Here is a 24,822-nt window from a genome sequence, read left to right as displayed (position 1 = left end):
TCCTCATCTCTGACGAGGATGTTTTGGTTGCAAGTTTCTGACTTGCAACTTTGAGACAAAGTCTCCAACCCGGCTCACCCTCATCAGACACGAGAACAAAGACAATAAAAATTAAATTTCATACCAGGAGACCGATACTATATTACTGATCAGAATGCCTGTTATTTTTTAACCTTTACCGCTGTAGATTGGGTAGATGTTTTTATTCGCCGTGTGTACAAACAAAGTATTGTCGACGTTTTGAACTTTTGTATTAAAAAGAAAGAGTTGATGGTATATGGCTGGTGTTTAATGACCAATCATTTGCATTTGATTGCAAAGGCAAAGGAAGGTTGCAAATTATCACATATAATAAGAGATTTTAAAAAATTTACTGCCCGGTCAATTTTTAAAGCCATAGCAGAAGAGCCCGAAAGCAAAAAGGACCGGATGTTGTATCGTTTTGAGTTTGCCGGAAAATTTATTCAGCGTATTGAAAATATCATTCCTGGCAGGATGGCAATCATGCTGTTTATCCTGATTCCCATAAACCGGAGTTGTTAAAAAAACGATTAAATTACACTCATGAAAATCCGGTGAGGGCAGGCATAGTAGAAAACGCAGGGGATTATTTGTATAGCTCTGCAAGAGATTATTGCGGAAAGAAGAGATTGGTGAAGGTGGTGCTCGTTTAACTCGCCCTCGTTAGAGACGAGGGAGCAATGATTGCAAGTCTTTGACTTGCAATTTTGAGACAAAGTCTCAAAACCAACTCATCCTCGTCAGAGACGAGGACGAAAAAAGTAACCTTTCACTCACCATAAACTTTATCTGATGCAACCCCAACACCTGCTAGTTACAGCAATTACTGTTGTAATGATCTCTTCCTGCAATAACCAAACTGATATGAAAAGAACAACCTACCAATGGCCGGACAGTATTGCTGCCCCGGTTTGTGAAAAGAAGCCCAAAGAATTAATAGCATTTGGCGATACCCGGATAGATAATTACTACTGGCTGAACGATTATTTTAAAAAGGGTCCTGACAGTACTAAAGTGGTGGATTACCTGGTGGCTGAAAATAAATATTACGACACGATGATGTCGGGCTCCAAAGGATTACAGGAAAAATTGTATACAGAGATGAAAGCAAGAGTGAAGGAAAAAGACGAAAGCGTACCGGTTTTAAAAAATGGCTACTATTATTACAGCAGGGTGGAAGAAGGTAAAGACTATTTTGTGTATTGCAGAAAGATGGGATCATTAGAAGCAAAGGAAGAAGTATTACTGGATGTAAATGCAATGGCTGAAGGGCATAATTATTTTAGTGCTACCGGTTTTAGCATCAGCATGGATAACAAACTGATGGCTTATGGGATAGATATGTTATCAAGAAGGCAGTATAATATCTATATAAAAAATCTTGAAACAGGCGAAGTGTTTAAAGATGTGATCCCTAATACGGAGGGCAACCCGGTTTGGGCCAATGACAACCAGACTATTTTTTATACTTCAAAAAACCTGGTGACATTATTGTCTGAAAAAATAAAAAAACATAAACTGGGTACAGACGTGGCTGCAGATAAAACAGTGTACGAAGAAAAAGACCCCAGCAATTATATCGGTGTGGATAAAACCAAATCAGATCAATATATTTTAATAGGGTCCAGCGCTACACTATCCTCCGAATACCGGTATATCAATGCAGCAAAACCAGATGATGCATTTAAAGTTTTTCAGCCAAGGATGAAGGAAGTACTGTATAGTGTAGACCATGCCAATGGTAAATTCTATATCCGCACTAATTTAAATGCCAAAAACTTTAAAATAGTAACCTGTACCGAAGAAAATACAGGTAGCAGCAACTGGAAGGAAATGATTGCACACAACGATAGCATTTTGATACAGGGTATTGATGTGTTCAAAAATTTTGTAGCCGTATCAGAAAGAAAGAACGGACTGACACAGGTGCATATCATCAATACACAAACCAATGCCAGCCACTACCTGGCCTTTGATGAACCGGCTTATGCCGCAGGGCTTGCTTATACACCCGATTATAATTCGGATGTGGTAAGGTTTACTTATACTTCTTTAACCACACCGGCATCAGTATATGATTACAATATGAGCACCAAAGAAAAAAAACTGATGAAGCAACAGGAAGTAGTAGGCGGTTATACAGCAAGCGACTATGTTACAGAAAGGCTATTTGCTACTGCAAAAGACGGCACAAAAATTCCCATCTCCATAGTATATAAAAAAGGATTTAAAAAAGATGGTACCGCACCATTGCATTTATATGGCTATGGTAGTTATGGTGCCAGTATGGATGCCAGCTTTAACAGCGCAAGACTGAGTTTACTTAACCGGGGTTTTGCCTTTGCCATTGCACATATACGTGGCGGACAGGAAATGGGCAGGTATTGGTACGAAGATGGCAAGATGATGAAGAAGAAAAACACTTTTACCGATTTTATTGATTGTGCTGAATTTTTACTGGCAAATCAATACAGCAGCAAGGAACATTTGTATACCAGTGGTGGCAGTGCCGGCGGTTTGTTAATGGGTGCGGTGGTAAACATGCGGCCCGATCTTTGGCATGGTGTAATAGCAGGCGTACCTTTTGTAGATGTGCTTACAACAATGAGCGACCCAACCATACCGCTAACTACTAACGAGTATGATGAGTGGGGCAACCCGGCCGATAAAGACAGTTACTTTTATATGAAATCATATTCGCCATATGATAATGTAGAAAAAAAAGCCTATCCCAATATGCTGGTAACAACCGGACTGCATGATAGCCAGGTACAATATTTTGAACCTGCAAAGTGGGTGGCTAAATTGAGAGCGTTAAAAACTGATAACAATAAACTTTTATTGTACACCAATATGGACGCAGGGCATGGCGGCGCCAGCGGCAGGTTTAAAGCTTTAAAGGACAGGGCCAGGGAGTTTGCTTTTTTTCTAACATTAGAAGGTATAACGGAATAGAATAAAAAAACCGGGGTAATTTACCCCGGTTTTTTATTTCGTCTATATAAATGCGGCACTTATTTAACAGGCAACAATTATTCAAATATCTTTTCTTCTCTTGTAAACTGGCCCAGCTTATTAATGCCTTCAATAACCACACGTATTTTTTTACAGTTGTCTGTATTGTAAAAAGGAATTTTTATACGCCTTGTTTTTCTGTCCAGTATTAAAAATGGATTCCAGTAAATAGTGCTGCGGTAATCGGGTACATCAGGGGTGTTTGGCTTTTCATAGTCGGGCATGTAAAATTCTTTAATGGCTGAATAGCCATAAATATTGGTAAAGTCCAAACCTTTTACAGCAGAATTATCGCCGCCCCCTTTTTTAGTATAGATGGCAATAGCACCGCCTGCGCCACCACCGGAAGCACCAAAAAATGGCGGACGAAAAACTTTTATCAGTGCCACATCCGTCATGTTGATCGTTTGTAACTGGCTGATATCGGAATTGGTTTCATTTAAAAAAATACTGGTAGCACTACCACGCCAGCTTACGCTTTGCCCATCGGCCGAAACCTGCATACCGGCCACCTTACCTCTCAGGTATTCTAATACGCTGGTGGCAGATTGTGCAAACGGATCATCCTGTGTGGTAAATGTATACCCGTCACCACCGCTAAAAAATCCGGAAGTGTATTGCTCTTCTAATTTTTCTTTTAAGCTTTTTACTTTACCCACTACTTTTACCACTTCCAGTGTTTTGGCTTTGCTTTCAAATAAAGAACGTTGCAATGCCGCCTGCTTGATATTTTTTAAAAATGATGAACTATCGGGTTTGATATTTAAAAACACTGTAGAAAGTAAGCCGGCAGATGGGGCAGGAGCATTGGCTATTTCATTCTTAAAATTAAAACTGGCAATACCTGTCAGTCGTTTATCCTTATCATTATTGATCTGGTAGTACAATCTTGCAGTATCAAAAAAGTACATGCCCGTAAGCCTGAACTGTCCGTCGGTACTGAGAGGTATGGTTATAAAATTACTGGTGTTGCTTTTGGTTTTGATATAACCGATAAGATCTTTATTGGTTAATTGTGTTTTTGATAAACCATAAATACTGCCTTTTACCGAAAGGTAATTATCAATGGGAAACACTAATTTGGGCCATTGCCTGGCCAGTAAACTCTCCCATTTAAACCTTCTCCATCCATTGGTCATCATCACCAGGTCCAGGTGTTGTTTTACCGAATCTTCATCGCTTGAAAAATAATAAGCCGGGTTGTATACATATCCTTTTAAATCGCTGGTGAGCAGCAGGTTTGAAAAAATACTTTCTTCATTATTGCCCACCGGGTTAATGCCGGCATCGGTAACAGCAATAGAAAGGTTACTAAATATGGTATCTCCCACATCCACCTGCAAGGTATTGTGCCCACGTTTTGTAAGGTTAGACTCTACTGCATGCAGGTCGGTAGCAAAATAATAGTTATTGTGATTGATAAAAGCCAGTCTTTCTGCAACGGGTACCTGGTCGGCATTAAAAATAGTTAACTGTAAAACGCCATCAGGAAAATTAGTGGTAATGATGGGTGCACTAACTTCTTTTTTTACAGCCATGTTTATTTTGGCAGAGTACACCATCTGGTGTTGCATTTGTGCCACTACAGTAAATGCAGTAAATTCGCCATCAGCACTATCGGGCCTTTTTAAAGTATATCTTAATGTGTCGGCAGAATTTTTTATACTCAGTGCAACACTTTGGTTTTTGGCAATGGGTAACGGTGTTTCATGTACTATTCCTTTTTTATCTTTCCATACAGCTTTATATTTTTCGCCGGGTAATGGTGTAATTGTAAAATAACCCATGCCATCGTGCACGGCAGTAAATGTGGTTATTTTTTTGCCGGAAGCATCTGTAATATTACCGCTTACATTAACCGGTATCCCATCCTGGTCATTAGCCTTAAATGCCACACGGCTGCTGATGGTTTCTACCATATCTCCACCCTCGGGAAAAAACGTGAGGCTATAAGTAGCAACTACAGGCGTTGATTTTTTTGTAACTGTGGCAGGTATGATCTGCAGCGGCTTCAGGTATATGAGTGAAGAATCAAAATTCAACATCCACGAAGTATAAGCCCTTACAAACAAACGGGTATTGGTTAAAGTGTCGGGCAGATCGAAATTGGAAGCTGCCCCTGACTCATACACCGGCATTATCTTTTTTTGAAGTATGCTGCCTTTATCATCAATTAATTCTGCATAAACGGTTTTGCTAAGCGTGGTGGCCAGGTTATCGGTGATCATGTAGGCTTTAAACCAGATGGTTTCGCCGGCGTTGTAATAGGTCTTGTCAAAATGCAGGTAAATTTTTTCCTGCGGATATTTTTCTCCCAGCTGGGTTATTAAAGAATCGATCCGGCCTTGCGCCAACAAACTATTACAAGCAGATAAAAAAAGGACCAGGGATACAATTGTTTTACAAAAACTTTTTATGCTCATTATGTAACGATTACTGATTCTTTAAAGTGTGATAAAAATAACACGGGGGCAGTATCAAAATTCGCCAATAATAAATGCCTTTTGCCTTTATATGGTTTCTTTAACAATTCCTTTAACTTTTCTTTCTGTCAGGGTAAAGATCATTCACACCAATCCTGTTAATATCATCGTCATCATGTGTATCAGGTTTATTCTGCAGAATTTTAAGTATAAAAAAATACCCTAAAACAGCACTTGCAATGGCTAACAAATAGGCGAAAATTATATTTTCGGAGCCAAAAAGGAGAATACCCATTACAGCTCCTGCCACTTCAAACCCTATCCAGCTTAGAACAGTATACAAAATCCATGTGCCTGCTTTTAAGCCTTTTGTTTCAGCCAGGGCACCGTTTTTCTTTGATAGTAATATAATCGCAATTATTTCCAGCATGCCCTTTTAATTTATACGGATAAAATTATTAATTCTTCTAACTACAACAGTTATACCAAATCAATATCAAAGTTTACCAGCTGTACAAATTCACTCAGCCTGGCATCAATATCGTCTTTGGTAATTTCTTTTAATCTTTCAGGGCCAAACTTTTCTACACAAAAACTTGCCATTGCACTACCGATGATAATAGCGGTTTTCATATTTTCAAAACTGATATCTTTTGTTTTGGCAAGATGGCCGATAAATCCTCCTGCAAAAGTATCGCCTGCACCCGTTGGGTCAAACACTTCTTCTAACGGTAATGCAGGAGCGAAGAATACATGGTTTTCATGAAACAATAAAGCACCATGTTCACCTTTCTTAATAATTAAAAACTTAGGCCCCATTTTCATGATCTCACGGGCTGCTTTTACCAATGATAACTCGCCACTCAATTGCCTGGCTTCGCCATCATTTACCAATAGTACATCTACTTTTTTCAATACTTCTTTCAAATCATCCATCGCAATATCCATCCAGAAGTTCATGGTATCCATTACAATCAGTTTAGGACGTACTTTCAACTGGTTGATAACACTCAACTGTAATTTCGGCATCAGGTTGCCCAGCATTAAAAACTCTGCGCCCTGGAAAGCATCCGGAACAACAGGATTAAAATCGGCCAGTACATTTAAATCAGTTACCAATGTATCACGGGTGTTCATATCAATATGATATTTACCACTCCAGAAAAATGATTTTTTATCGGGCACAATTTCCACGCCATCCAGTTCTATGCCGCGGCTTTTCATTTCATCCATTTCTTCCTGCGGAAAATCGTATCCTACAATAGATATTTGTTGTACAGGAGTAATAAAATTGCTTGCAGCATATGCCACATAGGTGGCCGAACCGCCCACAATTTTATCAGTTTTTCCAAAAGGGGTTTCAATTGCATCAAAAGCCATAGTGCCAACTGTAATAAGTGCCATAAATTAATTTTAGAGTTGTGATTTTAGGTTGAAGATTTTTTTATGCACAAAAAGCAAAAGTAATAGATTAATGTAAGATGAATAGCGGTAATTTTATAAAATATTACAGTAATTCAAGCTATGCTCACATAAAAATTCAACAAAAGGCAGGGCTTGAACGATGTTTAAACAAGACGGGGAGTAAAAACACAGTAATGTTAGTGCCGGAGCAAAGTTTGTAACAATTCAAATTCACGTAAACCTGTGTGGATAGCCTATTATGCTGATACAGATACATCCGCAAGATCCTCAGCCACGCCTGGTAAAACAGGTGGTGGAATGCCTGAAAGATGGTGGGGTAATTATTTATCCTACCGATACCATTTATGGCCTGGGTTGCGATATCATGCAACACAAAGCAGTAGAGCGTATTTGTAAAATAAAAAATATTGATCCCCAGAAAGCTCAGTTGAGTTTTATCTGTAAAGACCTTAGTCACCTGAGCGACTACACCAAAAGCATTGATACGCCGCTATACAGGATGCTGAAGAATTACCTGCCGGGGCCTTATACTTTTATTTTGCCTGCCAGTAAACAGGTGCCTAAAATATTACAAAGCAAGAAGAGCACTGTTGGGTTAAGGGTACCCGATAATAATATTTGCCGGCATATTTTAGATGCTTTGGGTAATCCTATTTTAAGTGCCTCGCTGCCCGGAGATATGGTGGAAGAATACACCGACCCAGAAGTAATTGAAGAAAAATTCGGCCACCTGGTTGATTTTGTTGTTGATGGTGGCATTGGTGGTATGGTACCTTCTACCATTGTAGATTGTACTACCGATAACTGGACCATTATTCGGCAGGGCCTCGGCGAATGGGAGTAACAAAAACCCCGGGAATTATCCGGGGCCTTGTAAATCTATTAATCTATTACCTGATGAGGCTATTTTAGTTCCTGTCTCTGTTATTGTGTTTTTTACGATAAATTTTGCGGCTTGCCTGTCTCTGATCCTGCTTAATTTCTTTTCTTTCGTCTTTGGTTACCACACCATCAGATTTGGCATCTTTTACTTCATTCCTGATCTCTTTCTGGTCTTTGGCCAGGTTTACGGTTTCTTTTTTGGTCAATTCACCACTTTTTACGCCTTGTTTAATACGGTGGTGCTGGTTTTGAGCCCGTTGTTTAATTGCCTGTGCATCGGCATTGTTAAAAATAGCGCCTAATACAATTGCTGCGGTTAATACTGTTGCTTTCATAAATACTTGTGTTTTAAATTAAATAAAGGTGAATAAATACGTTTAATGTATACATAGACCGGGGATGATAACCGGGGTTTAATTGACCCGTACCATTTTTTTTCTGCCGGCAAAATAAATAACGTCGCTGAAATTGATTTAGTGTTTAAATAAAGCAGAAAACGGTCAGAAAATTTTTATCTGTGCAGGCAGAATATTAAAGCTTTTACGGTGGTACTGACATAAGCCATACACTTCGATAGCTTTACGGTGTTGTGCTGTGCCGTAGCCTTTATTTTTATCCCAGCCATAACAGGGAAATGCAGCGTGTGCTTTTTGCATATACTCATCCCTGTATGTTTTGGCTAAAATACTTGCGGCGGCAATAGACGCATATTTCCCATCGCCTTTAATGATACAATGGTGAGCAATTTTTTTATACGGTTTAAAACGGTTGCCATCAATCAATAAAAGTTCGGGTGTGTTGGTCAACCGATCTAAAGAAAGATGCATGGCTTTAAAACTTGCCTGCAGAATATTGATGCTGTCAATCTCATCATTATCAACAGCAGCAACAGCAAATGCAATACTTTCTTTTTCTATTATGGGCCGTAGTATATCTCTTTCTTTTTCTTTTACCTGTTTACTGTCGTTTAATAAGGGATGAAAAAAATCTGCAGGTAAAATAACGGCGGCCGCAAACACGGGCCCTGCATAGCAGCCACGTCCGGCTTCGTCAAGGCCGGCTTCGGTAACCGTAGTTTGATAATGTGATAAAAGCATCTTTGTTCAACAAATATCTGCCAAAAGAATAAAAAAAATGTTTCTTTATTAATAACAGATATTGCTGTAGTAAATTTGCAGCTGATATGGATACAACAATAACACAGCGCAATAACCGCCAGGTAGCCATTTGGCTCCTGGCAGGTGTTGGTATGATCATCATACAGGTTTTATTAGGTGGTATTACACGCCTTACCGAATCAGGTTTGTCTATTACGGAATGGAAACCTATTACCGGCGCATTGCCCCCTTTGAATGATGTGGCCTGGCAGGCAGAATTTGACCGCTACAAAGTAACCGACCAGTTTAAATATGTACACCAGAATTTTTCATTAAGCGATTTTAAATTTATTTTTTTCTGGGAATGGTTTCACCGCCTGTGGGCACGATTGATGGGTATGGTTTTTTTAATTGGCTTTGTATATTTTTTGGTAAGAAAAAAATTCAATACTAAAATGATATTACCTATGGTGATATTGTTTGTATTGGGTGGTATACAAGGCGCCATTGGCTGGATAATGGTAGCAAGCGGGTTGGTACCCGAAAAATATTTTGTGGGCCATGTGGAATTAGCCACACATTTTATTGCTGCATTAGGGTTGCTGAGTTATACGTTATGGTTTGCATTAAGCCTTTTAATTAAACCGGAACAACGAATTGTAAATCCGGCGTCACAAAAATTAATGGCTGCAATTGTGGTTGTTTTAATTTTTCAGCTGATCTATGGTGCATTTATGGCCGGATTAAAAGCAGCTGTATCGGCACCTACCTGGCCCGATATTAATGGCAGCATGATGCCGGCATCTATGAATGAATTATCGCCATGGGCAAAAAATCTAGTGAACAATAATATTATGGTTCACTTTATTCATCGTGGTTTAGCCTATTTACTTTTTGTACTGGTTGTTAGCTGGTGGTATAAAGCAGGAGCTATTAACAACAATAAATTATTCAGCAGTTTACGAACGGGTGCACTGGTGCTGGTTTTGTTACAGGTTGTATTGGGTATTCTTACGGTATTAAATGCCACCTATACCAACCGCCTGGTAATTTTTGGAGTATTGCACCAGGCCACTGCAATGTTGCTGCTGATGTGTGTGGTTACTGTATTGTATGTGTTGCGAAAAAAATAATTGAACCGGATGATCGTTACAGCATCATTTATTGCCATGCCTGCTGCCGGCGTTTTGTGCCATGTTGTTTTTTGTAGTACATTTAGGCAACAACAGCATAGGCTTATATGAAACGTTTGTTGAACGACATTTTTTACTCCTTTCCTATCCAGCTTTTTATCCTTCATTTTAGAAAGTACCAGGTATTACTGGTGTTTTGGTTAGTATTGGTAAGTACCATCAACAGCGGTTTTATGAAAAACTTTGGTGCCGATGCATTGTTTTTTGCACCGGAATACCTGGGTAATGTAAATGCATTGGGCGCTGCAATAGTAGGTGTTGCAATGGGTGTTTTTATGATGAGCTGGAATGTAACCACTTTTATACTGCATAGTAAACGCAGCAAATTTTTAGCTACCACCTCCAAGCCGTTTTTAAAATACTGTATCAATAATGCAGTAATGCCCATACTGTTTATTATTTTCTACTCTATAAAGCTGGTGATTTTTGACGACTATAAAGAACTGATGACAGCGGGGGAAATTCTTGTAGTGTTAGGTGGAATACTGGGCGGTTTTGTTTTTTTACTCGCTATTTCCTTTGCTTATTTTTTTGGTGCCGAAAAAACGATCACCCGTAGCGTGGCGCCGGTGGTGGGCAATCCCAAACAGTTTAAGCAAACTTACGATCCCGCTGTAAAAGCACAACAGGAAGGTTTTGGAATGAAAGTAGGGTATTATTTCAGCACCCGCTTTCGCCTGGTAAAAGCAAGAAATGTATCGCATTACAGCCAGGAGTTTTTAGATATGATATTTAAGCGGCACCACATCTCTGCCATTATAAGTATTGCGCTGGCCTTTGTTTTTTTAGCAGGCGTTGGTTTTTTTATGGATAATAAAGCTTTCCAGGTGCCTGCGGCAGCAAGTATTTTTATTTTTTTTGCCGTGATGACCTCTGTTATCGGCGCACTCACTTATTTTTTGCAAAGCTGGAGCCTGCCTTTTATCATCGTATTAATTTTCATTCTCAATATTTTATATACCCACGATATTATTGACCCCCGTAACAAAGCTTATGGTTTAAATTATACTAATAAAGAGGACCGTCCGGGGTATAACAAGCAATCTTTATTGCAATTATGTACACCGGCTCAAATGGCGGCCGATAAAGCCAATATGCAGGCTGTTTTAGAAAACTGGAAAAAGAAACAAACTACAGCAAAACCGGTAATGGTGTTCATTAATGTAAGTGGCGGCGGTTTACGCAGCGGTACTTTTGTGATGAATACGCTGCAGCAGTTAGACAGCATAACCAACGGAAAATTGATGCAGCATACCATGATGATGAGCGGAGCCAGTGGCGGTATGTTAGCGGCTACTTATTACCGTGAGTTGTACCGGGCTAATTTAACCAGCGATGTTAAAACAAACTTACACCATCCCCACTTAACAGATAATATTGCCGAAGATCTGTTGAATCCTGTTTTCTCCTCTATGATTGCCAGGGATATTTTTTCGCCGGCGCAAAAATTTACAGTGGGTAATAATAAATATGTAAAAGACCGGGGCTATGCTTTTGAACAAAAACTAAACGACAACAGCCATGGTTTATTCAATACACAGATAAAGGATTTTGCGGCGGACGAAAAAGCTGCCAATGTGCCGCTGATTATTTTTAATAATACTATTTCAAGAGATGGCAGAAAGATGATGATCACATCACAGCCGGTAAGCTTTATGATGAAACCGCTGCTATATGCAAACGACACTACAGCCAGCCCCGATGCAGTTGACTTTAATGCTTTATTTGCGAAGCAAAATCCGCTGGATATACGACTGCTTACGGTGTTGCGTATGAATGCCACATTCCCTTATGTGTTGCCCAATGTCTGGCTGCCCAGCAATCCTGTTATTGATGTAATGGACGCCGGCCTCAGGGATAATTTTGGTTTGGAGACCACCCTGCGTTTTATAGAAAATTTTAAAGACTGGATAAAAGAAAATACCGGTGGTGTTATTATACTGCAATTGCGAGACCGCATGAAGGATAACTGGCAGCAACCTTTTGAAAGCGGCGATATCACCGATGTATTAATTAAGCCCGGCACTATGTTGCAACACAACTGGTATAAGCTACAGGACTATGCGGAAACGGATCAATACAGTTATATTCAGGATGGCATGGATTCTATGTTGCACCGCATTACTTTTATGTATGTACCCGAAAAAGAAGAACAAGGAGCGGCACTTAATTTTCATTTAACGGCAAGAGAAAAACGTGATGTGATCGCTTCGTTTAATAACAGCTATAACCAGGGCGAAGTAAAAAAAATACTGCAGCTGCTGAAATAATTTATTTATTCCGCCATCAATAACCTGAATGCTTTCTCAATAATCTCAATTTCAAATACGGCGGCAGTTGTGGCCGGGTCGCCATCAATATGCAATGGCGCCTGCCGGGGGTTTTGAATGGTTAATTTTTTGGTTTGAAAATAGCCAATATCTGTACGGTGGTATTTTTTGTCTTCGTAAGGCCTTACTTCTCCCTTGCGTATTTGCTTCAGTACATTCCATAACATACGCAGCTTACTCATTTTATTTACTATTACAATATCCAGCAAACCATCATGCAAACTGGCTTGCGGTGCAATGGTAAAATTATTGCCAAACTGGTTGCTGTTGGCAATGCTGATAAAAAATGCTTCGGTTGTAAATGCATCGCCATTTACTGATAAACCAAAGGGATATGCTTTTGCCGAAATAAAATTTTTGGTTGATTGTTTTACGTAGGTGGCCAATCCACGTTTTCTTTGTTTTGCAAAATCATGAGCCACCTGTGCATCAAAACCTACGCCGCACAACATGCAACTGAATTTTTTATTGATGTAAAAACTATCAATGTAAACGGCATTGCCTTTAAAAATGATGTCCAAAGCTTTATTCACCTGCTTCGGGATCTTAGCGGCAAAAGCCAGGCCGTTACCGCTGCCCATAGGAATGATGCCAATGTTTACATCTGCACCCAGCAATGCATAGGCAACCTGGTTTACAGTACCATCACCACCACAGATAATGATATCCGTAATTTTTTCTGTTACAATTTTCTGCTGCAGGTAGTGGTAATCTCCTGCGGCATTGGTATGTAAAATTTCGAAAGGGATGTTTTTTTCAAAAGTGATTTTTTTTATGGTCTCTAACAATAAAATTTTTCCTTTGGTGCCCGAAATAGGGTTGATAAAGTAGATAAAGCGACGTTGCATGATTGCAAAGTTCAGGGAAAGCATTTATATTTAGCCTACTAAAATTAACTTATGCAAATAGCAACAGTACCGGCGATTGAATGGACCGGCTTTAAAAGAATACTTTTTCGCTTCTGCTTTCTCTATTTTGCCATTTATATTTTTTTTACCCCCAATAATGAATTACCACTAATTAATAATTTGTATGAATGGCTGAATAACCAGCTGCACCGGTTTATTCCCTGGTTTGCCAAAACGTTTTTTGGCTATAAGAATGATATCACCATTTTTACCAATGGCAGTGGCGATACTACCTATGATTATATGTTGTGGTTTTTCGGTATTGTGCTTACTGTAATTGGTACAATAGCCTGGACTTTGCTGGACAGGAAACGTATCAGCTATAACACACTTTACTACTGGATACGGGTACTGGTAAGGTACTACCTCTTTTATACCATGATCAGTTATGGGTTGTTTAAAGTGATCAAATTACAATTTCCGTTTCCTTACCTGGGCCGGCTGGTACAGCCTTATGGAGATTCGTCGCCGATGGGCCTGGCATGGACTTATATGGGCTATTCCACCAGCTATAATTATTTTACCGGATATGCAGAGTTACTGGCAGGCGTGCTATTGCTCTTCAGAAGAACAACTACCATCGGCGCATTGGTTTGTCTTGGTGTAATGACGAATGTATTTATGATCAATATCGGGTACGATGTGCCGGTAAAACTACTTTCCTTTAATACGATATTAATGAGTATATTTTTATTATGGAAAGATTTAAAAAGACTGGTGAACTTTTTTATTTTAAACAGGGTAACCTTGGCTGCAGATATTACTTTGCCTTATAGCAACAAAAAACTTCGCTATAGCTTGCTTGCATTAAAGTGGGTACTGGTACTGTTTTATTTATGGATCAATTTTACTGGTGCCTTAGACGCACAAAAGTTATATGGTGAAAAAGCACCGAAGCCGCCGCTGTACGGCATTTATTATACTGAAATGTTTATAAGGAATAATGATACAATACCTCCTTTAGATACCGATACTACACGCTGGGAAAGAATAATTATACAAAGAGAAAATTATGCCGCCATCCGTTTAAATAATGATACCAGCAGGAATTATAATTTTCAAATTGATACGATCAATAAAACGGCTACCGTATTTCCTAACTGGGATACGATGAACAAAATGCACCTGAACTATTTAAGGGATTCTGTTTATTTAACCCTGAGTGGCCCGACAGGCACAATGACAAATGACTCCGTGTATATCAGGCTCAAGCGTTTTGATGAAAATAAATTCAGGTTGGTGAACAGGGGATTTCATTGGGTAAATGAGTTTCCTTTTAATAGATAGCCGCATCCTCGCCTCCAATGAGGATGAGTTACCATCGCAGCAATGCGCTTGCCCAGGTAAAGCCGCTGCCAAAAGCTGCCAGGCAAACCAGGTCGCCTTCTTTTACTTTACCCAATTCCCATGCTTCGCATAGGGCAATGGGTACAGAAGCGGCCGTAGTGTTGCCATACTTTTGAATGTTATTATACACCTGGTCGTCAGACAATTTTAATTTCTGCTGTACAAATTGTGCAATGCGTAAATTAGCCTGGTGCGGTATCAGTAAATTAATATCACTGGTTTGCAAATTATTTGCTGCCAAAGCCTCCATAATTACTTCGGGAAATTTTACAATAGCTTTTTTAAAAACAGCCGGCCCATCCATATTGGGAAAGTTCTGTGCATGATCAATCATATCGTGGCTCATAAACATTTCGCCCATTTCAGCATCATCAAAGTCGGCTACTTTGTTAGCAGTCCAGTGATTGGCATGGGTGCCGGGATTGTACATGGCTAATATCTCTGCACTATCGCCATCGCTATGTAAATGCGTACTTAAAATGCCTTGGCCTTCTTTTGTGGTGGGTTGTAAAACCACTGCACCGGCACCATCACCAAATATTACCGAAATGTTTCTGCCTCTGGTGCTAAAGTCTAAACCAAAGGAATGTTTTTCGCTGCCCACTACCAAAATGTTTTTATACATGCCTGTTTTGATGAATTGATCGGCAACAGAAAGCGCATATACAAAACCACTGCATTGATTGCGGACATCCAATGCGCCAATTTCTTTCATCTTCATGGCACGTTGTAATAATACGCCGCAACCCGGGAAATAATAATCCGGGCTTAAGGTTGCAAAAACAATAAAGTCGATATCCTGTGGCGTAATGCCTGCTCTTTCAATAGCAATGGCAGCGGCGGCCACGCCCATGGTAGTAGTGGTTTCTTCGGTGCGGTGTGCGTAGCGGCGTTCCTGAATACCGGTACGTTCCTGTATCCATTCGTCGCTGGTGTCCATAAATTTAGTGAGGTCATTATTGGTAAAAACGTTTTTGGGAACATAATATCCAATACCGGCAATCTTACTTAGTGGCATACAATCGTTGGTTTAGTGAAGCAATTTACAAAATCGGGGACATTTGCAACTATTTCAATTGCAACCATTAGCTGGTCTTCCCCATGGTCTGACGTCTTCGTCTGACCATGAGGCGCTGAGCTTAAAAAACATTTAGTGAATAGAGAAATGCAGTTGCCCGCCACAGCGGATGCCAATGAAGATCAATAGCAGTATAAAAGTTCGTCATCAAATTAACATGGTCAGACGAGGCCGTCAGTCCATGTTAATTCACCTTCACCATATCCCTTAAACAAAATTCATCATCATACATGGCATGTACACGGGTTCTGTAATGAAACTCCACGCAGTTTCTTAAATCTGTATTATTCTGTATCATCTTGCCGGTAAAATGTTCCACCAATGGTAATAAGGAGAGTGTACCATCTTTTAATTTTAATTCGGCAATATAATTGGAGCCTTTAATGGTAATGTTCAAAAACTGTCTGCCGGCAGCAGTACTCATAAAAGCAGTACCGCTGATAGAATCTTTGGCTACTAACTTAAAAGGCCGCAGCTCATCTATTTTTCCGGTGAAAGCGATATTATATTCGGTATCATTTTTTTTACTCAGGATAAGTTTTACCGGTTCTTCTTTACCGGTCACTGGTTTTTTTACAAAAGTAGCCCAGCTGCCGAGTAAATCATCCTCTACATAAATGTTGGGGTTTTCGTCTAACTTATATTGAGAGCTGTAGGGACAGGAGCAGAGGAGGGTGGTTAAAAGAAAGAATAACGATATGGTGAAAATTGTTTTCATCCAATTATTACAAATATACTGCTGAAATGCTGTATCAGCAAGAGTAAAACCACGTTTAGGCCAGTGCGTTTCTGCATTGTTTTTTAAGTAAGAATCCCTTTTTTACAGTAGGGCAGCTTTGATAATACCTGAAAGATAGATTTAGTTTTTTAATTCTGCAGCAGGTTTCATTTACTGCACTGATTAAATTTATAGTGCAGCAAAATATCTGGCAGATAATTATTTTTTAAACAAAGCGCCCAGCCAACCCCCGATTTCCATAAACCAGGCAATACCTAAGTGTACTATCAGGCCGCCCCACACGCTACCGGTATTATAACTCACAATGCCTAAGAGTAAGCCACCCCAAAAACTGCTGATGGCTTCACCCATGGGCTTGCCCAGGTGAATGGTGCAATAAAAACAAGCTACGGGAATTATGGAATGGGTGCCACAAATTTTTAATAGTGATAAAATTAAAAACCCACGAAAGAAAAATTCTATACTCACAAAATCAAAACCATAACATAACTCGTACACTACATAACGCCATTTTTGATGACCTGTTTGTAACCCGGTTAAAAATTTAGCTTTGGGGTACATACTTAAAAAATCTTTTTGTGTACTGGCCAATGCTAATAATGGAATCATGATGAGCAGCATGATAAGATACGGCTTAATATCATCTAACGCTTTTGTACCGTAAAAGGGTTGGTTATTTCTATCCTTTATAAACCAGATGATAAAAATGGGAATTAATAATACCAACACACGAACCACCCAGTTGATACAACGCAACCAGAATTGCAATTCATTACCTGTCCATATGTTGTTGATGATAACTTCGTGAAAATCGAAATTTACACGGAAAGAGAAAAATGCGGGTGCCAGTATAAGAATGATCCAGAACCAGGGTTGATGATAATAACTACAATCTTTAAAAAATAATAACTGCAAAAAAAATGCTGTGGCAAAAGGAATAAAATATAACAGGTAATAGCCTGCAAAGCCCGCCCATTTGGTTTTGGCATTGGCAGCATAGCGACGCTCTAAAAAATGCCAGTAGTTTAAATAGATAAGAGTGGCCAATAATAAAAGGATCAATAAAAAATACCAGGGGTTAAATTCTTTTTGATAAAACTCCCTGATGTATTTAAAAACCTGGTTCAAGATGCAATAGTATTTATAAAAAACCCCTGCCGATAATTTCAACAGAGGATATAATACAATGAAGTTAAACTTTATTTACAAGCGTACCAAGTGTATACTATAGCCAGCTACTTTACTTTGCTGTATTTAGTGTTTTCCAGAGTAAGTCTTTCAATTCCTGTAATCCCGACCTGGTTACTGACGAGATAAAAACGTGTGGAATTTTTTTAGGTAATTCTTTTGCAATAGCTGTTTTTAATTCATCATCCAGCATATCACTTTTGCTTATAGCAATTACAAAATCCTTCTGCAACATTTCGGGATTGTATTCTTCCAGTTCGTTAAGCAGGATCTCGAATTCTTTTTTATGGTCTGCACTATCGGCAGGAATTAAAAATAACAAAATGGAGTTGCGTTCTATATGTCGTAAAAAGCGATGACCTAAACCTTTTCCTTCGGCAGCACCTTCAATAATACCCGGTAAATCGGCAATGCAAAAACTTTTACCATCACGATATTCCACCATGCCTAATTGCGGCACCAGGGTTGTAAAAGCATAATCAGCAATTTTTGGTTTGGCAGCGGTAATACTGCTTAATAAAGTAGATTTACCGGCATTTGGAAAACCTACCAGGCCAACATCGGCCAATACTTTTAACTCTAACACTTTCCAGCCTTCTTCTCCTACCTCTCCCGGTTGTGCATATTCAGGCGACTGGTTAGTAGCGGTTTTAAAATTACTGTTGCCCAATCCGCCACGGCCACCTTTGGCTAAAATAATTTCCTGGCCATCTTCTAAAATTTCGGCTACTACAGCGTTCGTTTCCTCATCCCTGGCAACTGTACCTAAGGGTACTTCTATAATGATATCTTTGCCAAAAGCCCCGGTACTGTTGTTTTTGCTGCCATTTTCCCCGTCTTCTGCCAATACATTCTTAAAATAACGTAAGTGCAATAAGGTCCATAACTGGCTGTTGCCTTTTAAAATAATATGGGCGCCACGGCCGCCATCGCCACCATCAGGGCCACCCATAGCAGTAAGTTTATTACGCATAAAATGCTTACTGCCAGCGCCGCCATGCCCGCTGCGGCAGAATATCCTTATCTGGTCTACAAAATTTGATTTTTCCATTCTGACGCAAAGGTCAGTAAAATTTAAAGATTTAAGCAATTAACAGGCGGATATTATAAAACAGCAGTTTGGTATTACATTTGCAAATACACTATAAACACCAGCATGAAAAAAATATTTGCCTTACTGATCGTTATTGTTATCTGTTCTTCATTTCAGAAAAAGAAAGTAAAAGATACGCTGCCCTCCTGCATAAAGAAAAAGATAGAGGCCTATAAAAAAATGGCTAAGCATGAGCAGCCGCAAAATGTAATTGAGTATGAGTACAAAGGCAAAAAAGTGTATTATGTAACCATGCCTTGTTGCGATTTTTTTAATGAAGTGTACGACAGCAACTGTAATTTATTAGGCCATCCCGATGGCGGCTTTACCGGTAAAGGCGATGGCAAACTGCCTGATTTTACTACAGAAAAAAAGAAAGAAAAAATGGTGTGGCAGGCGCCGAAATAGTTCAACATGGTCTGACGTCCTCGTCTGAACATGTAAAACTACTTGCTCTGGTTCCAGGTTTTATAATCTGCAGTTTGTTTTGCATACCCTTCGGGAATTACCCTTAAAGGTTCGCAGGGTTTACAATGGTCAAACATATCTTTTGGTAATTGCTGGTATAACCTGGTGCCTTCAGTTTTCCAATTGATCATCTCATCACTTACTTCTTTTATTTTTTTTGCCGGATTACCCACAATCACACTCCTGGCTTCAAACTGTTCATCCGCTTTAATAAAACTTAAAGCGCCTACAATACATTCATCCCCTAAAACAACATTATCCATTATTACCGCATTCATGCCTACCAGGCAATTTTTGCCGATAGTAGCTCCATGTATTACTGCACCATGACCAATATGAGCACCGGCTTTTAAAAGCACCGTTACACCGGGAAACATATGTACCGTACAATTCTCCTGTACATTACAGCCGTCTTCAATAATGATCTGTCCCCAATCTCCACGCAAGGCGGCACCGGGGCCGATGTAGCAATCTTTACCAATAATTACATTGCCTGTAACAGCAGCCTGTGGATGAATGAAAGATGATTCATGAATCACCGGTATGAAATTTTTGAAAGAATATATCATATCATTGGTTTTCCTGTGCGGTAACAAGTGCCTTTGAACATTGCTACTACATGTTCATTCTGGTTAGTGATAGTAATATGATACAAGCCTGTTGATTTTCCATTGTGCAATTCCTTTGCTTCTGCAGTTAAAACATCGTTGATGTGTACAGGCTTAATAAAATTGATTGAAGTATCCAACGCCACGGATAATACATTACGGTTATTACAGGCAAAGGCAAAAGCACTGTCGCCCAATGAAAAGGCAATGCCGCCATGTACAATACCAAAGCCATTGATCATTTCTTTTCTTACCGTCATTTGTATTTTACTATACCCTTCCCTGATGTCGATAACAGTAATACCAAGCCATTGCGAAAACAGGTCGTTTTCCATCATGTGTGTTACAACTGCTTTTGCTGAGGAATCTTTATCTACATTCATTTCTTAAAGTTGAATAATAAAAAGTGTTTTAAAGTAGTGAAGTGCTTAAAGTCCCATTAGGAGATTCAGGGGTTTTATTCCCCTTTAAATACAGGTGATCTCTTTTCCAGAAAAGCACTAATGCCTTCTGTATAATCTGTTGTTAATGCTGCTTTTTGCTGGTATTCATCTTCCAGTAATAATTGTTCTTCCCACGAATTATTAAAGGCATTGTTTAAAGCATGTTTGGTGTAAGCCAGGCCTTTGGTTGGCATTTGCGAAAGTGTGGCAGCAATGTTTTTACTTTCTGCTTCAAAAATATCGTTGGTAAAAACCTTGTAGATCATACCCATCTTTTCTGCATCAGCGGCGCTCAGTTTATCTCCGGTCATCATTAAAGCACTTGCTTTTTGCCAGCCAATTAAACGGGGTAAAGTAAAAGTGCCGCCGCTGTCAGGTATCAGTCCAATCTTACTGAATGCCTGAATAAAAGCTGCAGCTTCTGTTGCCACCACAACATCGCAACACAACGCAATATTGGCACCGGCACCTGCGGCAACACCATTTATTGCACACACTACCGGCTTAGGTAAATTCCTGATGCGTTTTACGATGGGATTATAATGCTCCGATAAAATTTGTTTCAATGCTATTTTATTTTCTCCCACCAGTTCGCTGATGTCCTGGCCGGCACAAAATGCTTTGCCTGCGCCTGTGATGTATACACAACGTATATCAGGTACGCTGGCACATTCATCCAGGTGCGCCTGCAGGAGCAACGCCATCTCACGGTTGAAAGAATTAAATTTTTCAGGACGGTTTAAAGTGATAAAAGCGATATTGTTTTTTATTTCGAAAAGAACGGAATTCATATCAGGTGATTTTTTGGAATTAATAATTTATACTTCAAAACTTTTTACTTCGGCATGTCGTAACAAAAAATGATTGACTGCATCATAATTTCTGTCTGGCGAACTGATACGGTAAATATATACAGCATCATTATTTTCTTTGATCATTTTCATACAGCGATAGGTCATTTCATTATGTTCAAAAAAGACCTCTAATTCTTTTTTAAAATTCTCACCAATAGAAACGGTCTTGATCCGGTAATCTTTTACTTTGTGAAATTTATTGATAAAACGTTGTACCGGCTCCAGCACAAATAATGTAATTACCACAATAGCTGTTACCACAATTGCGATCGGATAATAATGGTAGCCAATTGCCATGCCCAATGCGGCAGTTACCCAGATTAATGCAGCAGTAGTTAAGCCATTTACTGAAATGCCTTCTTTAAAAATTACACCAGCACCGATGAAACCAATTCCTGTAACAATATTACTGGCAATTCTGTCGGTACTTCCGGTACTTTCTTTTGAAATGATGGTGTATAAGCAGGAACCGACGCAAATCAATATCATCGTTCTGAACCCGGCTGGCTTACTTCTGAATTCTCTTTCTAAACCAATAATGGCACCAATGATAAAGGCTGCCGATACCTGCGCAGCTTCTTCAAAATAAATAGAGAGGTTCATAATTATTGATTTAAGCTACACCACAGTCTGACGTCCCGCCTGACCGTGGTGTAAGTGTTGTAAAAATAAGTGAACTCTTTTAATTCATTTCAGCGTTTTACGCCGTCCATGGTCTGGCGGGACGTCAGACCATGTTAATGACACTTAAAATAATCAAAGGGTTCTTTACAATCCTGGCATTGGTAAAGTGCTTTACAGGCCGTACTGCCAAATTCGCTGATGCATCTGGTATTGGTGGAGTGGCATTGCGGGCACTCAATCACCGGGTTGGCCGCATCGCCAGACCTGGTAACAGGTGGTGCAATACCATACACTTTTAATTTTTGTTTTCCTGCTTCGCTCATCCAATCTGTTGTCCAGGCAGGCGATAACACCGAAGTGATTTTTATTTTGGTATAGCCATTTTCAAGTAATGCCAAACGGATGTTCATCGCAATCATATCCATGGCCGGGCAACCGGTGTATGTTGGCGTAATTACCACTTCAACTTCTTCCCCGTTGATTTTTACATCTCTTACAATACCTAAATCTATAATGGTAAGTACAGGCACTTCAGGATCGCAAACGGTTTCCAATACCAGCCATATTTTTTCTGTTGCATTGCCCGTCATTTCGCTTTTCTTTGAATTAATACAATATATCTTAAGCCGATGCCACCATCTTGTGCAGCAGGGGAATAGAACTGATGAACGCCTGGTTGTATATAAAATGCTGTACTTTTCCAGCTTCCACCTTTTACAATTTTTGTTCCCTTCATCTTATTGATAAAACTATCCGGGGGTAGGTATGAAATAATTTCACCAGTGCCGGTATTGTTTATACTATCTGCAAAGTGTTTCCACGAAATTGCCCCGCCAGGCAATATCTTTTTTAATTCCCCATAGCATTCATCCCCATCTGTAACTGTCCATTCAGCTACATTACCTTTCATATTGTACAGGCCGTTGAAATTGGGCTCATATGCATTTACCGGCATGGTAAATACTTCACCGTCATCTCCGGGATTTTTGATGATGTATCCATTGGCATCCATGATAGTAAAGAAATTGCAATCATAATCGATACCATTTTTTTTATTAGCCTTTATAGGTTTGTTTAAAAATCTGCGGTACTCATTTATCCCTATAATATCTCTGCTGTGCAATGTTGTATCATTACCAGGCACGCTACCGGAAGTGGCAGCGGCTTCCCACTGAAATAAAGTGGGTAAAGAAATCACTACCTCAATACCTGCAACAGTACTGGTGGCTTTTTGTATTTGCCGGGTTTTCCAATTGCAGTACGCCTGGGCCTGGTAAAAACTTACTCCTGTTACAGGGTAATTATTAAAAGCAGGATGGAAGAAGCGATCGACAAACATCGGCTCATTGTAAGAATAGGGATAATCATTTTTCCAGGCATCAACATCGGGCATTACCGGAATCCGTATCCACTTTTGTCCATCTGTATAAGCATAAACAAGATACTTGGGAAGTAAATGAATAATGCCATTTGTTTTTGTAAAAATCGACTTAGTACCCGGATGGTCTGTTTTATCTATCTCAAAGCTTGCTTTTCTGATATCGATTTTTCTTGACCAGTCGATGCATATAATATCCGGATTAATTTGTTTTTCATACCCAAGCAAGTGCCTCAAAATTGAATCCTGTACATAATCTATAAATTGCCGGTATTGTTTGTTGGTAACCTCATAGGGCGAAATATAAAAACTATTAATTGAGTTTTTTTCAGCCATATAAAAACTTAAGGAGTCATGGCCTTCGTATTCCTGCAACAAAAACGTTTTAGCCGGAATGAGTTTAATGGCTGCAAATTCTTCAGCTAAAAGCTTATCGGTTTTGGATATTGTTTTTTTAATTGAGTTTAAATCAGCATCAACCTGTGCAAATGAGGGCAAGGCGGTGATAAGAAGAAGAAAGACAAAAAAGTAAACGATATTTTTTTGTTTACAGCTTTTCATTACCAGGTTGAATTTGGATATGCTCTTTGCACATATTGCAATTCTGCTAAAATATAACCCAGGTGTTCGGTATGTATGCCATCTTTACCACCGTTTTGCATAAACACTTTTTCAGGCAATGGCAATGTTGCTTCTTCAAAAATGGTTTTTACTTTTTGTAACCATTCCGCTTTTAATAAGGAACAATCAAAGCCTGTTTCCTCAGCAGCACATTGTAATTCATAGGGTGTACTTACAAACATTTCTCCTGAGTACCGCCATAATTCATCAATGGCTCCAAGCATTCTTATTTTACTTTCTTCAGTGCCATCACCTAAGCGTACCACCCATTCGCTGCTCCAGCGTAAATGGTATTTTATTTCTTTCAGTGCTTTGGTAGTAATAGCTGCCAGTTGTTCGTCTTTACTGTGTTGCAGTTTTTCAAACAATAAATATTGATATTGGCTGAACAGGTACTGCCGTAAAATAGTTTGTCCCCAATCGCCATTAGGTTGTTCTGTTAATAATAAATTTTTGAATTCTCTCTCTTTTCTTAAATAGGCTAATTTATCCTCATCAGTATCACCACCCATTAATGTAGCAGCATACTGATAAAAATTTCTTGATTGACCAATCAGGTCCAGGGAAATATTAGTGATGGCAATATCCTGTTCCAGTATCGGCCCATGGCCGCACCATTCTGCGTTGCGTTGCGCCAGAATTAACGTAGTGTCTGCAAGATGCAGTGTATAATCAACTAAAAAACTATTCATTATTTACTTATTCATTATTAATTAATCCTACATATGCCCCACTGCATCCGGTAATTCATAAAATGTAGGATGGCGGTAAATTTTATCTGCTGCAGGTTCATACAATTCACCGGCTTCTTCGGGGTTTGATGCCGTGATGTATTTACTTTCCACCACCCAGATGCTTACACCTTCCTGCCTCCTGGTATAAACATCCCTTGCATTTTCAATTGCCATCGCTGCATCGGCTGCATGTAAACTTCCTACGTGTTTGTGATCTAAACCTTGTTTACTGCGGATGAAAATTTCCCAGAGCGGCCAGGTGTTGTTATCATGCTCTGTTTTATAAAGATTGCCCGTTGCTTTTTCTTCGGGGATATCACCGTAATAGTATTTAGTTATTTTAATAGTCATCA

25 protein-coding genes are annotated in these 24,822 nt (G+C 39.3%); 7 read left to right on the top strand and 18 right to left on the bottom strand.

Annotated elements, in window-relative coordinates; genetic code table 11:
- The first annotated feature begins 120 nt into the window (after positions 1-120).
- Positions 121-543 carry a transposase gene (locus ACYVM0_RS24285; RefSeq protein ID WP_460562320.1) on the top strand — a complete coding sequence of 141 codons (423 nt, stop codon included), beginning with the start codon at positions 121-123 and terminating at the stop codon, positions 541-543.
- 270 nt (positions 544-813) lie between these two features.
- Positions 814-2,976, top strand: a complete 2,163-nt coding sequence (locus ACYVM0_RS24280) for a S9 family peptidase (RefSeq protein WP_460561559.1) — start codon at positions 814-816, stop codon at positions 2,974-2,976.
- Between the two features lie 77 nt (positions 2,977-3,053).
- Here the strand turns inward: ACYVM0_RS24280 and ACYVM0_RS24275 are convergent, their stop codons facing one another.
- The 3 genes from ACYVM0_RS24275 to ACYVM0_RS24265 form a co-directional block, all read right to left on the bottom strand.
- Entirely contained in the window at positions 3,054-5,459 is a 2,406-nt protein-coding gene (locus ACYVM0_RS24275) for a hypothetical protein (RefSeq protein ID WP_460561557.1), read from the bottom strand.
- Between the two features lie 112 nt (positions 5,460-5,571).
- On the bottom strand, positions 5,572-5,889 hold the full coding sequence (locus ACYVM0_RS24270; protein ID WP_460561555.1) for a hypothetical protein: 318 nt from the start codon (positions 5,887-5,889) through the stop codon (positions 5,572-5,574).
- Positions 5,890-5,939: 50 nt separating this feature from the next.
- Complete coding sequence (locus tag ACYVM0_RS24265; protein WP_460561553.1) at positions 5,940-6,863, bottom strand: carbohydrate kinase family protein; 924 nt, start codon at positions 6,861-6,863, stop codon at positions 5,940-5,942.
- Positions 6,864-7,122: 259 nt separating this feature from the next.
- Here ACYVM0_RS24265 and ACYVM0_RS24260 point away from each other — a divergent pair, with 259 nt between their 5' ends.
- Positions 7,123-7,728 (top strand): L-threonylcarbamoyladenylate synthase, encoded by a 606-nt coding sequence (locus ACYVM0_RS24260; RefSeq protein WP_460561551.1) that lies wholly within the window; start codon positions 7,123-7,125, stop codon positions 7,726-7,728.
- Between the two features lie 64 nt (positions 7,729-7,792).
- Here the strand turns inward: ACYVM0_RS24260 and ACYVM0_RS24255 are convergent, their stop codons facing one another.
- Together ACYVM0_RS24255 and ACYVM0_RS24250 are read right to left on the bottom strand one after the other, a co-directional pair.
- Positions 7,793-8,101 carry a hypothetical protein gene (locus ACYVM0_RS24255; protein WP_460561549.1) on the bottom strand — a complete coding sequence of 103 codons (309 nt, stop codon included), beginning with the start codon at positions 8,099-8,101 and terminating at the stop codon, positions 7,793-7,795.
- A gap of 165 nt (positions 8,102-8,266) precedes the next feature.
- Positions 8,267-8,863, bottom strand: a complete 597-nt coding sequence (locus ACYVM0_RS24250; protein WP_460561547.1) for a ribonuclease HII — start codon at positions 8,861-8,863, stop codon at positions 8,267-8,269.
- Positions 8,864-8,949: 86 nt separating this feature from the next.
- Between ACYVM0_RS24250 and ACYVM0_RS24245 the strand changes: the two genes are divergently transcribed.
- Together ACYVM0_RS24245 and ACYVM0_RS24240 are read left to right on the top strand one after the other, a co-directional pair.
- Complete coding sequence (locus ACYVM0_RS24245) at positions 8,950-9,996, top strand: COX15/CtaA family protein (protein ID WP_460561545.1); 1,047 nt, start codon at positions 8,950-8,952, stop codon at positions 9,994-9,996.
- 107 nt (positions 9,997-10,103) lie between these two features.
- Positions 10,104-12,326: a hypothetical protein gene (locus tag ACYVM0_RS24240; protein WP_460561543.1), complete on the top strand. Its 2,223-nt coding sequence runs from the start codon at positions 10,104-10,106 to the stop codon at positions 12,324-12,326.
- 5 nt (positions 12,327-12,331) lie between these two features.
- Here ACYVM0_RS24240 and ACYVM0_RS24235 read toward each other — a convergent pair whose 3' ends face one another.
- Positions 12,332-13,234, bottom strand: a complete 903-nt coding sequence (locus ACYVM0_RS24235; RefSeq protein ID WP_460561541.1) for a diacylglycerol/lipid kinase family protein — start codon at positions 13,232-13,234, stop codon at positions 12,332-12,334.
- A 51-nt stretch (positions 13,235-13,285) separates the two neighbouring features.
- Here ACYVM0_RS24235 and ACYVM0_RS24230 point away from each other — a divergent pair, with 51 nt between their 5' ends.
- Positions 13,286-14,581: a hypothetical protein gene (locus ACYVM0_RS24230; RefSeq protein WP_460561539.1), complete on the top strand. Its 1,296-nt coding sequence runs from the start codon at positions 13,286-13,288 to the stop codon at positions 14,579-14,581.
- 28 nt (positions 14,582-14,609) lie between these two features.
- On the opposite strand, the gene ACYVM0_RS24225 is transcribed toward ACYVM0_RS24230, so the two are convergent.
- From ACYVM0_RS24225 to obgE, 4 genes are all read right to left on the bottom strand, one after another.
- The gene (locus ACYVM0_RS24225; RefSeq protein ID WP_460561537.1) at positions 14,610-15,659 is read right to left on the bottom strand and encodes a 3-oxoacyl-ACP synthase III family protein; all 1,050 of its coding nucleotides are present in this window, start codon (positions 15,657-15,659) and stop codon (positions 14,610-14,612) included.
- Between the two features lie 244 nt (positions 15,660-15,903).
- Positions 15,904-16,437 (bottom strand): hypothetical protein, encoded by a 534-nt coding sequence (locus ACYVM0_RS24220; RefSeq protein WP_460561535.1) that lies wholly within the window; start codon positions 16,435-16,437, stop codon positions 15,904-15,906.
- Between the two features lie 219 nt (positions 16,438-16,656).
- Positions 16,657-17,586, bottom strand: coding sequence for a CPBP family intramembrane glutamic endopeptidase (locus ACYVM0_RS24215; protein ID WP_460561533.1), 930 nt, complete (start codon positions 17,584-17,586; stop codon positions 16,657-16,659).
- Between the two features lie 112 nt (positions 17,587-17,698).
- The gene (gene obgE / locus ACYVM0_RS24210; protein ID WP_460561531.1) at positions 17,699-18,697 is read right to left on the bottom strand and encodes an Obg family GTPase; all 999 of its coding nucleotides are present in this window, start codon (positions 18,695-18,697) and stop codon (positions 17,699-17,701) included.
- Positions 18,698-18,802: 105 nt separating this feature from the next.
- Between obgE and ACYVM0_RS24205 the strand changes: the two genes are divergently transcribed.
- Positions 18,803-19,147 carry a DUF6970 domain-containing protein gene (locus ACYVM0_RS24205; protein WP_460561529.1) on the top strand — a complete coding sequence of 115 codons (345 nt, stop codon included), beginning with the start codon at positions 18,803-18,805 and terminating at the stop codon, positions 19,145-19,147.
- A gap of 38 nt (positions 19,148-19,185) precedes the next feature.
- Here the strand turns inward: ACYVM0_RS24205 and ACYVM0_RS24200 are convergent, their stop codons facing one another.
- The 8 genes from ACYVM0_RS24200 to paaB all read right to left on the bottom strand — a co-directional run bounded on the left by ACYVM0_RS24200 (position 19,186) and on the right by paaB (position 24,820).
- Positions 19,186-19,776 carry an acyltransferase gene (locus ACYVM0_RS24200; RefSeq protein WP_460561527.1) on the bottom strand — a complete coding sequence of 197 codons (591 nt, stop codon included), beginning with the start codon at positions 19,774-19,776 and terminating at the stop codon, positions 19,186-19,188.
- On the bottom strand, positions 19,773-20,198 hold the full coding sequence (paaI, locus tag ACYVM0_RS24195; protein ID WP_460561525.1) for a hotdog family protein: 426 nt from the start codon (positions 20,196-20,198) through the stop codon (positions 19,773-19,775). The genes ACYVM0_RS24200 and paaI overlap by 4 nt, the downstream gene beginning before the upstream one ends.
- Positions 20,199-20,272: 74 nt before the next feature.
- Complete coding sequence (locus tag ACYVM0_RS24190; protein WP_460561523.1) at positions 20,273-21,049, bottom strand: Clp protease/crotonase-like domain-containing protein; 777 nt, start codon at positions 21,047-21,049, stop codon at positions 20,273-20,275.
- Positions 21,050-21,076: 27 nt separating this feature from the next.
- A complete protein-coding gene (locus ACYVM0_RS24185) occupies positions 21,077-21,715 on the bottom strand; it encodes an MgtC/SapB family protein (protein WP_460561521.1) in 639 nt (212 codons plus the stop codon).
- A gap of 134 nt (positions 21,716-21,849) precedes the next feature.
- Complete coding sequence (paaD, locus tag ACYVM0_RS24180) at positions 21,850-22,326, bottom strand: PaaD family protein (RefSeq protein WP_460561519.1); 477 nt, start codon at positions 22,324-22,326, stop codon at positions 21,850-21,852.
- Positions 22,323-23,675, bottom strand: a complete 1,353-nt coding sequence (locus ACYVM0_RS24175; protein WP_460561517.1) for an SUMF1/EgtB/PvdO family nonheme iron enzyme — start codon at positions 23,673-23,675, stop codon at positions 22,323-22,325. Before ACYVM0_RS24175 ends, paaD begins: the two co-directional genes overlap by 4 nt.
- Complete coding sequence (gene paaC, locus ACYVM0_RS24170; RefSeq protein WP_460561514.1) at positions 23,675-24,427, bottom strand: 1,2-phenylacetyl-CoA epoxidase subunit PaaC; 753 nt, start codon at positions 24,425-24,427, stop codon at positions 23,675-23,677. The genes ACYVM0_RS24175 and paaC overlap by 1 nt, the downstream gene beginning before the upstream one ends.
- A 27-nt stretch (positions 24,428-24,454) precedes the next feature.
- Positions 24,455-24,820, bottom strand: coding sequence for a 1,2-phenylacetyl-CoA epoxidase subunit PaaB (paaB, locus tag ACYVM0_RS24165; RefSeq protein WP_460561512.1), 366 nt, complete (start codon positions 24,818-24,820; stop codon positions 24,455-24,457).
- Between the last annotated feature and the right edge of the window lie 2 nt (positions 24,821-24,822).

This window comes from Ferruginibacter profundus, assembly GCF_054783275.1.
Note: the sequence above shows the minus strand (reverse complement) of the source record. Positions and strands in the feature narration are given on the sequence as shown.